This is a genomic window from Desulfocurvus sp., assembly GCF_023230885.1.
Classification (GTDB): Bacteria; Desulfobacterota; Desulfovibrionia; order Desulfovibrionales; family Desulfovibrionaceae; genus Desulfocurvus.
Genome location: NZ_JALNWM010000091.1, coordinates 1 through 12,552 on the forward strand (window position 1 = coordinate 1; position 12,552 = coordinate 12,552).

Annotated in this window: 14 protein-coding genes; 9 read left to right on the plus strand and 5 right to left on the minus strand. The window is 72.7% G+C overall.

Features of this window, described 5'->3' with window-relative positions; genetic code table 11:
- Window positions 1–202: 202 nt before the first annotated feature.
- The 5 genes from M0P34_RS08110 to upp all read right to left on the minus strand — a co-directional run bounded on the left by M0P34_RS08110 (window position 203) and on the right by upp (window position 5,689).
- Window positions 203–2,062, minus strand: a complete 1,860-nt coding sequence (locus tag M0P34_RS08110; protein WP_291498267.1) for a bifunctional homocysteine S-methyltransferase/methylenetetrahydrofolate reductase — start codon at window positions 2,060–2,062, stop codon at window positions 203–205.
- Window positions 2,063–2,221: 159 nt separating this feature from the next.
- Window positions 2,222–2,722, minus strand: a complete 501-nt coding sequence (locus M0P34_RS08115) for a hypothetical protein (protein WP_291498268.1) — start codon at window positions 2,720–2,722, stop codon at window positions 2,222–2,224.
- Between the two features lie 24 nt (window positions 2,723–2,746).
- A complete protein-coding gene (locus tag M0P34_RS08120; RefSeq protein WP_291498270.1) occupies window positions 2,747–3,733 on the minus strand; it encodes a GDP-mannose 4,6-dehydratase in 987 nt (328 codons plus the stop codon).
- Window positions 3,734–3,751: 18 nt separating this feature from the next.
- Entirely contained in the window at window positions 3,752–4,990 is a 1,239-nt protein-coding gene (locus tag M0P34_RS08125) for a uracil-xanthine permease family protein (protein WP_291498271.1), read from the minus strand.
- A 72-nt stretch (window positions 4,991–5,062) separates the two neighbouring features.
- Entirely contained in the window at window positions 5,063–5,689 is a 627-nt protein-coding gene (gene upp / locus M0P34_RS08130; RefSeq protein ID WP_291498273.1) for a uracil phosphoribosyltransferase, read from the minus strand.
- A 192-nt stretch (window positions 5,690–5,881) separates the two neighbouring features.
- Here upp and M0P34_RS08135 point away from each other — a divergent pair, with 192 nt between their 5' ends.
- The 9 genes from M0P34_RS08135 to M0P34_RS08175 all read left to right on the plus strand — a co-directional run.
- Window positions 5,882–6,436 (plus strand): hypothetical protein, encoded by a 555-nt coding sequence (locus M0P34_RS08135; protein ID WP_291498275.1) that lies wholly within the window; start codon window positions 5,882–5,884, stop codon window positions 6,434–6,436.
- Between the two features lie 16 nt (window positions 6,437–6,452).
- Window positions 6,453–6,788, plus strand: a complete 336-nt coding sequence (gene cutA / locus M0P34_RS08140; RefSeq protein WP_366062287.1) for a divalent-cation tolerance protein CutA — start codon at window positions 6,453–6,455, stop codon at window positions 6,786–6,788.
- Between the two features lie 22 nt (window positions 6,789–6,810).
- Window positions 6,811–7,755, plus strand: coding sequence for a carbohydrate kinase family protein (locus M0P34_RS08145; protein ID WP_291498282.1), 945 nt, complete (start codon window positions 6,811–6,813; stop codon window positions 7,753–7,755).
- Window positions 7,756–7,812: 57 nt separating this feature from the next.
- On the plus strand, window positions 7,813–8,907 hold the full coding sequence (locus M0P34_RS08150; protein ID WP_291498284.1) for a phosphotransferase: 1,095 nt from the start codon (window positions 7,813–7,815) through the stop codon (window positions 8,905–8,907).
- A complete protein-coding gene (locus tag M0P34_RS08155) occupies window positions 8,904–9,500 on the plus strand; it encodes an adenylyl-sulfate kinase (RefSeq protein WP_291498285.1) in 597 nt (198 codons plus the stop codon). Before M0P34_RS08150 ends, M0P34_RS08155 begins: the two co-directional genes overlap by 4 nt.
- Complete coding sequence (locus M0P34_RS08160) at window positions 9,497–10,924, plus strand: MiaB/RimO family radical SAM methylthiotransferase (RefSeq protein WP_291498286.1); 1,428 nt, start codon at window positions 9,497–9,499, stop codon at window positions 10,922–10,924. The genes M0P34_RS08155 and M0P34_RS08160 overlap by 4 nt, the downstream gene beginning before the upstream one ends.
- Window positions 10,918–11,421, plus strand: coding sequence for a bifunctional nuclease family protein (locus M0P34_RS08165; protein ID WP_291498288.1), 504 nt, complete (start codon window positions 10,918–10,920; stop codon window positions 11,419–11,421). The genes M0P34_RS08160 and M0P34_RS08165 overlap by 7 nt, the downstream gene beginning before the upstream one ends.
- A gap of 32 nt (window positions 11,422–11,453) precedes the next feature.
- On the plus strand, window positions 11,454–12,107 hold the full coding sequence (locus tag M0P34_RS08170) for a histidinol phosphate phosphatase domain-containing protein (RefSeq protein ID WP_291498290.1): 654 nt from the start codon (window positions 11,454–11,456) through the stop codon (window positions 12,105–12,107).
- Between the two features lie 11 nt (window positions 12,108–12,118).
- The coding region (locus M0P34_RS08175) for a Sir2 family NAD-dependent protein deacetylase (protein ID WP_291498292.1) at window positions 12,119–12,552 on the plus strand (434 nt) is incomplete at its 3' end.

The following is a 12,552-nucleotide window of genomic DNA, read 5'->3' on the forward strand; positions in this document are numbered from 1 at the left end:
CCGGCGGAGCGGGCCTTGGCACCTACGGCATTCGCAGCATGGCCCGGGCCATGGGCGGCAGCGTCGCCCTGGGCGAGGAGGGTGGGGAGGGAACGACTCTTCGGGTGATCCTGCCCGGCCAGGGGTAGGGATTTCCGCGCGGGCGGGCGCGGGGAATTTTCGGGGGCGGCGCACCGGGGGGCGGTGCGCCGCCCCCTGTTTTTCAGGGGCCGGGGCGCCACAGCCCGGCGGCGCGCAGGCGCGCGGCCAGCTCCAGGGCCAGGGTGTGGCGGTTGAAGGGCGGGATCAGATAGGCCCCGCCGAAGAGCGGCCAGGCGTGCTCCAGCAGCTCCCAGGCGATGTCCGTGCCTTCGCGGGCGCCCTGGTCCCCGGCGCGGCGCATGCGCTCGCGGATGGCCCCGGGGATGGAGATGCCCGGGAATTCGTTATGCAGGAACTCGGCATTGCGCGCGCTGACCAAAGGCATGACCCCCAGGAGCACCGGCACCCCGAGCCCGGCGGTCAGCTCGGCGCAGCGCTCGGCGGCCTCGCGGGTGTAGACCGGCTGGGTCAGCAGGAAGCGCGCGCCGTTTTCGATCTTGCGCCGCGCGCGCTGCACCTGCAGGGCCGGGTTGCGCGTGTTGGGGTTGAAGGCCGCGCCGATGGTGAAGTTCGGGCGCAGGCGCAGGGGCTCCCCGGCGTGGTTCTCGCCCCGGTTGAAGCGCGCCAGCAGGGCGATCAGCTCGAAGGAGCGCAGGTCGAAGACGCCGGTGACGGCGTCGTCGGTGCCCTGGGGCGGCGGGTCGCCGGTGACGGCCAGGACGTTGGTCAGCCCCTGGGCGGCCAGGCCCATGATGGTCGACTGCATGCCCACCAGGTTGCGGTCGCGCCCCGTGAGGTGGACCACCGTGTCCAGGCCGGTGGCGCGGTGGATCATGCCCGCCAGGGCCACGCCCGACAGGCGCGGCGCGGCCAGCGGGTTTTCGGCCACGGTGATGGCGTCCACCCCGGCCTGGGCCAGGGCCCGGGCGGCCTGCATGGCCGGGGCCGTGTCCAGGTGCCGGGGCGGGTCCAGCTCCACCAGCAGGAGCTTGCGTCGGCCCAGGGCCTGGCCCAGGCGGCTTTGGGGCAGGGCGGGGGTGTCCTGGGCGTCCGCCGGGGCGCCCTGGCTGGCGGCCGGGGCGGCGGCGGGGCGCCCCGGGGTCCGGGCGGGATCGCCCTGGGCGTCCAGCAGGCGGCGCAGGGCCGCGATGTGCTCCGGCCCCGTGCCGCAGCAGCCGCCCAGCAGCCGCGCGCCGTGGGCCGCGCACTCGTGCATGGCCCGGGCGAAATAGTCCGGCGAGCTGTCGTAGAGCAGGCGGTCGCCCGCGCGCTCGGGGTAGCCCGCGTTGGGGAACAGGGTCAGGGGCACGGGCAGCGGCCCCAGGCCGCGCACCAGCTCCAGGGCCTTGTGCGGCCCGGCCCCGCAGTTGAAGCCCGCCGCATCGGCCCCGGCCTCGGCCAGGGCGCGCAGGGCCGAGGCCGCGCGCGGGGCGGCCAGAGCGCCGCCCTGGGCCGGGAGCACCAGCTGGGCCACCACCGGCAGGGCGCAGGCGCCCTTGGCGGCAGCCAGGGCCGCGAGCAGGGTGTCCAGGTCGGCGAAGGTTTCCAGCAGCAGCAGGTCGGCCCCGCCCTCGGCCAGGGCGGCGGCCTGGGCCGCGTAGGCCTCGGCCAGGGCCCCGGGGTCCGGGCGGTGCTCCATGCGCCCCGGGGGGCCCATGGAACCGGCCACCAGGGCCCGGCCGCCCGCCAGGGCGCCCGCCTGGGCCCGGGCCAGGGCCGCGCCGCGCAGGTTGATCTCGCGGGCCTTGTCCGCCAGGGCGAAGCCCGCCAGCTTGAAGGCGTTGGCGCCGAAGGTGTTGGTCTCCACCAGCTCGGCCCCGGCGGCCAGGTATTCGGCGTGGACCCCGGCCACCAGCTCGGGGCGGGTCAGGTTCAGGGCGTCGAAGCAGGCGCCTGCGGCCACGCCTTTCTCGTGCAGCCGCGAGCCCATGGCGCCGTCGGCCAGCACCACGCGCGCGGCGAGTTCGTCAATCAGGGACATGGGGATGATGCGTCTCCTTTGGGTGGCCCCACTGTGGCCGGACGGGGGGGAGGCTGTCAACGGCGGGCGCGGCTCCGGGCGCCCCCGTGCCTCGGCGGCGGGCTGCGCCGCGCACGGGGGCCCGGCCGGGATGTCCTTGCGCCGGGCGTTCGCGGCGACCTAGGGGAGGGGCGCTCCGTCGGCCCCTGCGGGCTGCCAGCGGCCCTTGTCGTCGCGCAGGGCGGTGAGCGGGGCCCGGGCGGTGGCGCCGCCCTGGGGCGTGGCCCGGGCCTGCAGGGTGCGCCGCAGGCCCTCGGGGGTCTGCCTGGCCTCGGGCACGCCCCGGGCCGAGACTTCCCACTGGACCTGGGTCTCGAAGTTCAGCCAGCGCCGGTCCAGGCCGGCGGGCAGCTCCTCGAAGGCCAGTTCCAGCTCCTCCAGGTCCGAGTCGCCCGCCAGGGGCTCCAGGGGGCCAAGCCAGGCCTCGCGTTGCGCGCCCTGGACGCCGCCCAGGGGCCTGGGCTCCTCGCCGGAGCCCAGGCCCTCGGTCAGGGTGTCCATGAAGCGCCCGGAGGACATGCAGCCCGCCAGCAGCAGACAGAGGATCAGGGCGGCCAGGACCGGCGCCAGGCCGGGGCGCGCTGTCCGCGCCCGGGCCGCAGGGGCGGTGGGGATGGGCATGTTCGCTCCGTTGCGGCGGCCGGTTCAGTCCAGGTATTTGCCCAGGCAGCCGCGGTAGTACTCGAAGGTCGCGGCCAGTCCCTGGTCGACGCCCACCCGGGGCTTCCAGCCCAGGGCGGCCTCGATCTTGGCCGCGTTGCCGTAGAAGTCGCCGATGTCGATGCGCTTTTTTTCCTCGGGCCAGGGCACCAGCCGGTAGGAGCCGCTGCCCGCGATGCGGATCATGCGCTCGGTCAGGTCCTTGAGGCTCACGGGTTCGTCGCCCGCCAGGTTGTAGACCTCGCCCACGGCCTCGTCGCGCTGCCCGGCCAGCAGGATGGCGTCCACAACGTCGTCCACATGGTTCATGTCCCGGCGCTGGGCGCCGTCGCCGAAGATCTGGATCTCGCGGTTTTCCAGCACCAGGCGGATGAACCAGCCCAGGAAGCCCTGGCGGTTGTGGCGCAGGAGCTGGCGCGGGCCGTAGGTGTTGGTCAGGCGCAGCACCGTGGCCGGGATGCCGTACACGCGGTGGTAGAGCAGGTGGTACCACTCCCCGGCGATGCAGTTGATGCCGTTTATGTCCACGGGGTCCAGGGGGTGGTTCTCGTCCACGGGCAGGTAGCGCGGCCGGCCGTAGATCTGGCGGGTGCTGGTGAGCACGATGCGCGCCCGGGGGTTGGCGTGGCGGCAGGCTTCGAGCACCCCGAGCTGGGCCTTGGCGTTGATTTCCAGGTCCGTCACCGGGTCGAGCATGGAGTCGATGTGGCTGACCTGCCCGGCGAGGTTGAAGATGACCTCCTGCCCGCGCACGAGGTGGCGCAGGGAGACCTGGTCGCGCACGTCGGAGATGTTCAGGCGCACGTCGTCGGCCACGGGGGCGATGTTGTGCAGGTTGCCGCCGTAGTCCTCGAACATGGAGTCGACGATGGTCACCCTGGCTCCGGCGCGCACCAGCCGGATGGCCAGGTTGGAGCCGATGAAGCCGCACCCGCCGGTGACGAGCACCGCCTTGTCCTTGTAGAAGTCCATTTCGCCTCCGCCGCGCCGTTATTTGCCCGCGCGCTGCGCGGGCAGCACGAGGTTGAGCGCCACGCCCACGATGCCCGACAGGCCGATGCCCGCCAGGGCCACCTCGCCGACGTTGAAGCTCATGCCGCCGATGCCGAAAACCAGGATCACGGCCACGATGGCCAGGTTGCGCGGCTGCATGAGGTCCTGCCCGGCGCGGACCAGGGTGTTCATGCCCACCACGGTGATGGCGCCGAACAGCAGAATCATGATGCCGCCCATGACCGGGGAGGGGATGGTGCCCAGCAGGGCGCCGAGCTTGCCCACGAAGGCCAGGGCGATGGCCGTGAGCGCCGCCCAGGTCATGACGCCGGGGTTGAAGACCCGGGTCAGCGCCACGGCGCCGGTGACCTCGGAGTATGTGGTGTTGGGCGGGCCGCCCAGGCAGGAGGCCAGGGTGGTGGCCAGTCCGTCGCCGAGCATGGTGCGGTGGATGCCGGGGTCTTTCACATAGTCGCGCCCGGTGACCGAGCCGATGGCCAGCACGTCGCCGAAATGCTCGATGGCCGGGGCGATGGCCACGGGCACGATGAACAGGATGGCCTCCCAGTTCAGCTCGGGCAGGACGAAGGCCGGAACGGCCAGCCACGGGGCGGCGGCCACGGCGTCGAAGCTGACGATGCCCATGGCCAGGCTCACGGCGTAGCCCGCCGCGATGCCGCACAGGATGGGCACCAGCCGCAGGAAGCCCCGGCCCAGCAGCGAGGCCAGGATGGTCGCCGCCAGGGCCGTCAGCGAGACCATGAGGGCCACGTCGCGCGGGAAAAGGTCCACGGAGCCGTCGCCGGATTTGCCCACGGCCATGAACACGGCGACCTTGGCCAGGATGAGCCCGATGACCATGATCACCGGCCCGGTGACCACCGGGGGCAGCACGCGGTGCAGGATGCCCGCGCCGCGCAGCTTGATCAGCCCGGCCAGGGCCACATAGAACAGGCCCGCCGCCGCAAGCCCGCTCATGGTCGCCGGGATGCCCCAGGTCTGCACGCCGTAGATGATGGGCGCGATGAAGGCGAAGGACGAGGCCAGGAACACGGGCACCTGGCGCCGGGTGATGCACTGGAAGAGCAGGGTGCCCGCCCCGGCGGTGAACAGGGCCACGTTGGGGTCAAGCCCCGTGAGCAGCGGCACGAGCACCAGGGCTCCGAAGGCCACGAAAAGCATCTGCGCGCCAAGCAGGCTGTCCTTGAGCCGGAACGAGTAGTCGGTTGTGGCCATGACCGTCGCCTCCCTTGCAGGTCTTGTTTTGGGGCCGGGTTCAAAAAAAGGCGGGGCTGGCCCCGCCTCGGTCTACTTGGTGCCGAAAATCTTGTCTCCCGCGTCGCCCAGGCCGGGGAGGATGTAGCCCACGTCGTTGAGCCGCTCGTCCACCGCGGCGGTGTACACGTCCACGTCGGGATGGGCGGCCTCCAGGCGGCGCAGCCCCTCGGGCGCGGCCACCAGGAACAGGCCCCGGATGGACTTGCACCCGGCCTCCTTGAGCAGGTCGATGGTGGCGATGAGCGTGCCGCCCGTGGCGAGCATGGGGTCCAGGATCAGCGCCATGCGCTTGTCGATCTGGTTGGCCAGCTTCACATAGTACTGCACGGGCTTCAGGGTCTCCTCGTTGCGGTAGAAGCCGACCACGCTGGTCTTGGCCCCGGGGACCATGTCCAGAACGCCGTCGAGCATGCCCAGGCCCGCGCGCAGGATGGGCACCACCGTCAGGGTCTTGCCCTCGATGTTGTCCACCACCACGTCGCCGGCCCAGCCCTTGACGGTTTTTTTCTCGGTCCTCAGGTCCTTGGTGGCCTCGTAGGTCAGCAGGCGGGCGATCTCGTTGGCGAGCTGGCGAAAGTCCTTGGTGGACAGCCCGTCCTGGCGCAGCAGGCCGAGCTTGTGCCGAACCAGCGGGTGGTCCACGACGTGCAGGGGCATGATGTCTCCGTTCGGTGAAGGGTGCGGCGGTGACGGAATCGGGCAAATCCCCAACCGCCTAACTCCGTTGGCGTCCCGAGGTCAACCCCTTTGGCGCGCCGCGCGCCCCACGGCCCGGCGGGGAAACGGTTTGCTTTTGCCGCCGGTGCTGATACCGTCTGTATTGCGCCGCGTCTGCGGCGGGGGAGGATCATGGCCATATCGCGGGAAGGATGCATCCGCCGGGCGGGGGGCGTTCTCGTAGCGGCCCTTGCGCTGGCCCTGGCCATTGCGGCGGCCCCGGCCCGGGCCGCGCAGGACGGCCCGGGGCTGTTCCAGGCGCGCTGCATCGCCTGCCACGGCCCGGAGCCCGCCTGCGCCAAGCTCGGGCGGCTGGACCGGGGCGGCTGGGACTGGACGGTCAACGAGATGCACCGGGGCGGCGCGCGTCTGGACGTGGACGAAAAGCGCGCCCTGGTGGACTGGCTGGCGGCCCTGGCCCCGGGCAGCCCGCCCGTGTGCCCGCAGCCCGAGGCCGCCCCGCCCGTCCAGGCCCGCGACGGGCAGACCCTGGTCATGACCCGCTGCACCGGCTGCCACGACACGGTGCGCATCTGCCGGGGCCTGCGCGCCAGGGGCAAGGACGCCTGGGACACGACGGTGACGCGCATGATGCTGCGCGGCGCGCAGGTGGACCCGCAGGACAAGGCCCTCATCGTCGACTACCTTTTCACCCTCCCGGCGGGCGCCAAGCCGGTGTGCCCCTAGCCGGGGCGGAGCGGACGTGGACACGGGAGCGCTTGTGGTCTACATGACCGCCCCGGACGCCGACCATGCCGCGCGCATCGGCCGCCTGCTGGTGGAGCGGCGCCTGGCTGCCTGCGTCAACGTCCTTGGCCCGGTCCGCTCCATCTACGCCTGGGCCGGGCAGGTCCACGACGAGGGCGAGACGGCCTTCGTCGCCAAGACCTGGGCCGACCGCCTGGACGAGCTGACCCTGGCCGTGCGCCGCAACCATCCCTATGACGTGCCCTGCGTTGTCGCCCTGCCCGTGGCCGGGGGCAGCGCCCCGTTCCTGGACTGGATACGCGAGCAGACCCGCCCGCCCCAGACCGCCTAACCCCAAAGGAGTCCCCACGCCCATGCAGCTTCTCGTCTCCGGCTCCCTGGCCTTCGACTTCATCATGAGCTTTCCCGGCAGGTTCGGCGACCATATCCTGGCCGACAAGATCCATATCCTCAACGTCTGTTTCGTCGGCAACGGCCTGACCGAGCGCTTCGGCGGCACGGCGGGCAACATCGCCTACAACCTCGCTCTGCTGGGCGAGCGCCCGCGCATCCTCTCCGCCGCGGGCCGGGACTTCGACCGCTACCAGGAGCGCCTGGCGGGCCTGGGCCTGGATCTGTCGGGCGTGTGCCGCGTCGCGGACGAGCTGACGGCCAACTGCCACATCACCACCGACATGGCCGACAACCAGATCACCTGCTTCAACCCCGGGGCCATGGGCACGCGCTGCGGCTTCGACGCCTCGGGGGTGGACCCGGCGGACGCCCTGGCCATCGTCGCCCCCGGCAACCTCGAAGACATGGTCGCCCTGCCCGCCCTCTACAAAGCCCGGGGCATCCCCTACATCTTCGACCCCGGGCAGAACATCACCGCCCTGTCCGGCGAGGCCATGCTCGGCTGCATCGACGGGGCCCTGGCCCTGGTGTCCAACGACTACGAGCTGGAAATGATCATGAAGGCCACGGGCCGTTCCCTGGCCGACCTGCTGGGCATGACCGGCAGCGTCGTCACCACCCTGGGCGAGAAGGGCTCGCGCATCCACGGCGCCGACGGCTCGGTGGCCGAGGTGCCCGCCGTGTCCGTGGCCCGCGTGGCCGACCCCACGGGCGCGGGCGACGCCTTCCGCGCCGGGCTGCTCAAGGGCCTGGCCCTGGGGCAGGACCTGCCCGGCGCCGCGCGCCTGGGCGCCGTGTGCGCCAAATGGGCCGTGGAGAACCTGGGCACCCAGGAGCACGTCTTCACGCAGGACGAGTTCTGGGCCGTGTACGAACGCCATTTCGGCCCGGCTCCGGCGCGCTGACGCCCCCGGGGGCGGGCGCCCGGCGCACTTCGGCCGGACGGCACAAGGAGGCTGGCGATGGTCGAACTCAGGCGCGAGAGCGTGGAGCGGTACCTGTGCGAGGCCCTGGGCGGCGCGGTGCGCGTCACGGCCCTGGGCGCCGTGGGCTCCCTGGACGAGCAGGGCATCAAGGACTTCGGCTACGGCCGCCCGCTGCGCGTGCGCTGGGAGCGCGACGGCGAGGCGGGCGAGGCCGTGATCTCGGTCATGCGCGGCGACCGCTACGGCCACCAGGACTACTGGGACCGCGCGCGGGTGGCCATCTTCCAGTTCGAGTCCGGCGCGCGCATGGAGCGCCACGTCCGGCCCCTGGGCCTGGGCTATGTGGACGCCTCGGGCCGGCTGGTGCCCGTGCGCGCCCCCCGCGAGTTCTTCCTCGTCAACGAGATGCTCCCGGGCTCGGACTACTTCCGGGAGCTGGAGCGCATCCGCCAGCGGGGGCTCACCGAGCACGACCTGGAGCTCGCGCGCGAGTTCGGGCGCTGGCTTGCGCGCGTGCATTCCACCCGGACCGACGAGCCCGACCGCTATGTGCGCCATGTGCGCAACCTCGTGGGCGACTGCGAGTGCATCTTCGGCATCGTGGACGGCTACCCGCACCCCTACGACGCCTTTCCGCCCGAGCGCTTCAGGGCGCTGGAAAAGCGGCTCGTGGACTGGCGCTGGAAGCTGCGCGGCTACACCCACCGCCTGGCCGAGGTCCACGGCGACTTCCACCCCTGGAACGTGCTGGTGACCCGCGAGGCCACGGGGCGCTTCGACTTCCGTGTGCTGGACCGCAGCCGGGGCGTGTGGGGCGAGCCCGTGGGCGACGTGGCCACCATGACCCTGAATTACGCGCTTTTCGGCCTGCTGGACGGGCGGCCCCGGCTGGAGGGCGCATTCCTGGAGCTCTACCTGGCCCTGTGGCGCGAGTGGCTGGAGTGCACGGGCGACGCCCAGGCCCTGGAGGTGGTCGCGCCGTTCTTCGTGTTCCGGGGGCTTGTGGTCGCCTCGCCGCAGTGGTACCCACGCCACACGCCCGAGGTGCGCGCCGCCCTGCTGCGCTTCGTGGAAAACGTGCTGGAGGACGGGAAATTCGACTACGCGGACTTCAACCGCTACCTGCGATGAGCACCGGCTGGGCGGTGTGGGTGGTGGGGCTGCCGGGTTCGGGCAAGTCGGCCCTGGCGCGCGGCCTGGCCCGGGCCCTGGCCGAGGAGGGCCGCGACGTGGTCCTGCTCCAGATGGACGCCCGGCGCAAGGCCTACTTCCCGCAGCCGCAATACACCGCCGCCGAGCGCGAACAGGCCTACCGCCTGTTCGCCGAGGAGGCGGCCGACCTGGCGGCCCGGGGGCGGGGGGTGCTCATGGACGGCGCGGCCTACCGCACGCGGTTCCGCGAATACGCCCGCTCGCTCATCCCACGCTTCGCCGAGATCCATGTGCGCTGCCGCCTGGAGACGGCCATGGCCCGCGAGGCCAGGCGGCCCGAGGGGCTGGTCATGGCCGGGCTGTACGCCAAGGCCCTGGAGCGCCAGCGCACCGGGCGCCGTTTCCCGGGGCTGGGCGAGGTGGTGGGCGTGGACGTTCCCTTCGAGGAGAACCCGCGCGCCGAACTGGCCATAACCAACGACGACATCCCCAAGGACGAAACCCGCCGCCGCGCGCTGACCTGGCTGCGCGGCTGGCTGGACGGCGCCCCGGGCGCCCAAGCGGACACATGAACGCAGAGAACAAGACTTTCCATATCCTGACCTTCGGCTGCCAGATGAACGTCCACGACTCGGACTGGCTGGGCCGGGCCCTGTGTGCCCACGGCTGGACCCGGGCCCCCGAGGACCGCGCCCGGGTGGTCGTGGTCAACACCTGTTCGGTGCGCGAGAAGCCCGAGCGCAAGGTCTACAGCCTGCTGGGCCGCCTCGCGGGCCTGGGGGCCGACGTGCCCGGGCGCTTCCTCGCCGTGGGCGGCTGCGTGGCGCAGCAGGTGGGGCGCGGGTTCTTCGAGCGCTTCCCCCAGGTGCGCCTGGTTTTCGGCACGGACCAGACCGCGCGCGCCCCCCAGGCCCTGGAGGCGCTGGTCTCGGGCGCCGAGCCCGGGCCCCTGGCCCTGCTCGATTTCGAGCCCGCCTTCCTGCCCCGGGCCCTGTACCTGCCCGAGGGCGGCGGTGCGGCCGACGCCCCCGGCCACGACGGCGGGGCCGCCCGGCCGGACGACGGCCAGGCCCTGGCCCGGCCCGGGCAGGCCTTCGTGAACATCATGCAGGGCTGCGACAACTTTTGCGCCTACTGCATCGTGCCCTATGTGCGCGGGCGCCAGAAGTCGCGCCCGGCGGCCGAGGTGCTGGCCGAGGTCCGCGCCCTGGCCGGGCGCGGCGTGCGCGAGGTGACCCTGCTGGGCCAGAACGTCAACAGCTACGGGCTGGACCGCCACGGCGACGGCACGGGGTTCGCCGGGCTGCTGCGCCAGGTCTGCGCCGTGGACGGCGTGGCCCGGGTGCGCTTCACCACCTCGCACCCCAAGGACCTGGCCCCGGAGGTCGTGGATGCCTTCGCGACCCTGCCCCAGCTCTGCCCCGCGCTGCATTTGCCCCTTCAGGCCGGTTCCGATAGGATACTTCATGCCATGGGCCGCCGCTACGACATGCGCCGCTACCTGGACCTCGTGGCGGCCCTGCGCGCGGCCCGTCCGGACATCGCCCTGACCACCGACCTCATGGTCGGCTTTCCGGGCGAAACAGAGGCCGACTTCCAGCTGACCCTGGAGGCCATGCGCGCCGTGGGGTACGAATCGAGCTTCTCCTTCGCCTATTCCGACCGCCCCGGCACGCGCTCGGTGGACATGGCGCCCAAGATCGCCAAGGACGAGAAGCTGGACCGCCTGGCGCGGCTCCAGGCGCTCCAGGAGGAACTGACGGCCCGGGCCCTGGCCGCCCGGGTGGGCGCGGGGGCCGTGGTGCTGCTGGAGGCCGAAAGCCGGCGCCAGGACGGGCGGGGGCCCGTGGCCTGGCGCGGGCGCGACGAGGGCGGGCGCGTGGTCAACGTGCCCCTGGGCGGCCGGGGCGGACGGCCCGGGCAGCTTGTGGACGTGAGGATCGTGCAGGCCAAGAAGCATTCCCTGCGGGGAGAGGCGGTGGGTGAGCCATGGTAGAGATGAAGGTGTACGGCCTGGCCCTGGACGAGGCCTCCAACGTGCCGGTCCTGGTGCTCAAGGACCTGGGCGAGGAGCAGACCCTGCCCATCTGGATCGGGGCCATGGAGGCCATGGCCATTTCCCTGGTGCTGAACAACGTGTCCCTGCCCCGGCCCATGACCCACGACCTGCTCGTCAGCCTCGCCGCGGCCCTGGGCGCGACCATCACGCGGGTGGAGGTCACCCGGCTGGAGGCCGGGACCTACTACGCCGAGGTGGAGCTGGATCAGGGCGGCACCCTGCGCCGCCTGGACGCCAGGCCCTCGGACGCCGTGGCCGTGGCCCTGCGCGCGCGCTGCCCCATCTTCGTGGCCCGGGCCGTGCTCGACGACGTGGCCCGCGACGCCGAGGCGTCCGCCGCCGGGGCCAGCCCCGTGCTGAAGACCGAGGAGGCCGCCAAGTGGAACGACCTGCTGGAGAAATTCTCCGGCAAGGACAGCAAGTACAAGATGTAGCCCGGCGCTCCGGGACGGGGGACAGCCAGTTCATGATCGACCTGCACACGCACACGACCTTTTCCGACGGCGCGCTCATCCCGGCGGAGCTGGCCCGGCGCGCCCGGGTGGCGGGCTATACGGCCCTGGCCATGACCGACCACGCCGACCACTCCAACATCGAGGCCATCATTGCCGGGGTGCGCCGCGTCACCGAGCTGTATTCGCCCTATGCGGGCATCGACCTGTTCTGCGGGGTGGAGCTGACCCATGTGCCCCCGGCGCTCATCGCGCCCCTGGCGGCCCGCGCGCGCGAGCTGGGCGCCCAGGTCGTCGTGGTCCACGGCGAAACGCCTGTGGAGCCCGTGGAGCGCGGCACCAACCTCGCGGCCATCGAGGCCGGGGTGGACGTGCTGGCCCACCCGGGGCTGATCACCCCCGAGGAGGCGGCCCTGGCCGCCGAGCGCGGCGTGGCGCTGGAGATCACCACCCGCAAGGGCCACAGCCTGGCCAACGGCCATGTGGCGGCTCTGGCGCGGGCCCACGGGGCGGCGCTGGTCATCAACAACGACGCCCACGAGCCGGGGGATCTGGTGTCCGCCGAGCGGCGCCGGGCCGTGGGCCTGGGGGCCGGGCTGTCCCCGCAGGAGCTGCTGCGGGTCGAGGCCAACTCGCGGGCCATAATCCAGCGGATCATGGCCCGCTAGGAGGCAGGGGCATGGCCGAACCCTGGCGCGAAAGCTGCGGGCGGGCGGCGGAGCTGCTGCGCGGCGCCCGGCGGGCCGTGGCCTTCACGGGCGCGGGCGTTTCCGTGCCCAGCGGCATCCCGGACTTCCGCAGTCCCGGCGGGCTGTGGTCGCGCTTCGACCCCCTGGCCGTGGCCTCGGTGCAGGCCCTTGCGGCCAACCCACTGGGCGTGTGGGAGTTCCTGCTCGACGCCCTGCGCCTGTTCCACCGCGCGGAGCCCAACCCGGCCCACCGCGCCCTGGCGGCCCTGGAGGCCGACGGCCTGCTGGCCGGGGTGGTGACCCAGAACATCGACGGGCTGCACCAGCGCGCGGGCTCGCGCCGGGTGGTGGAATTCCACGGCAGCGTCGGCGCGTGGCACTGCCAGCGCTGCGGCCGCAGCCACGACCACGCGCGCTACCACGA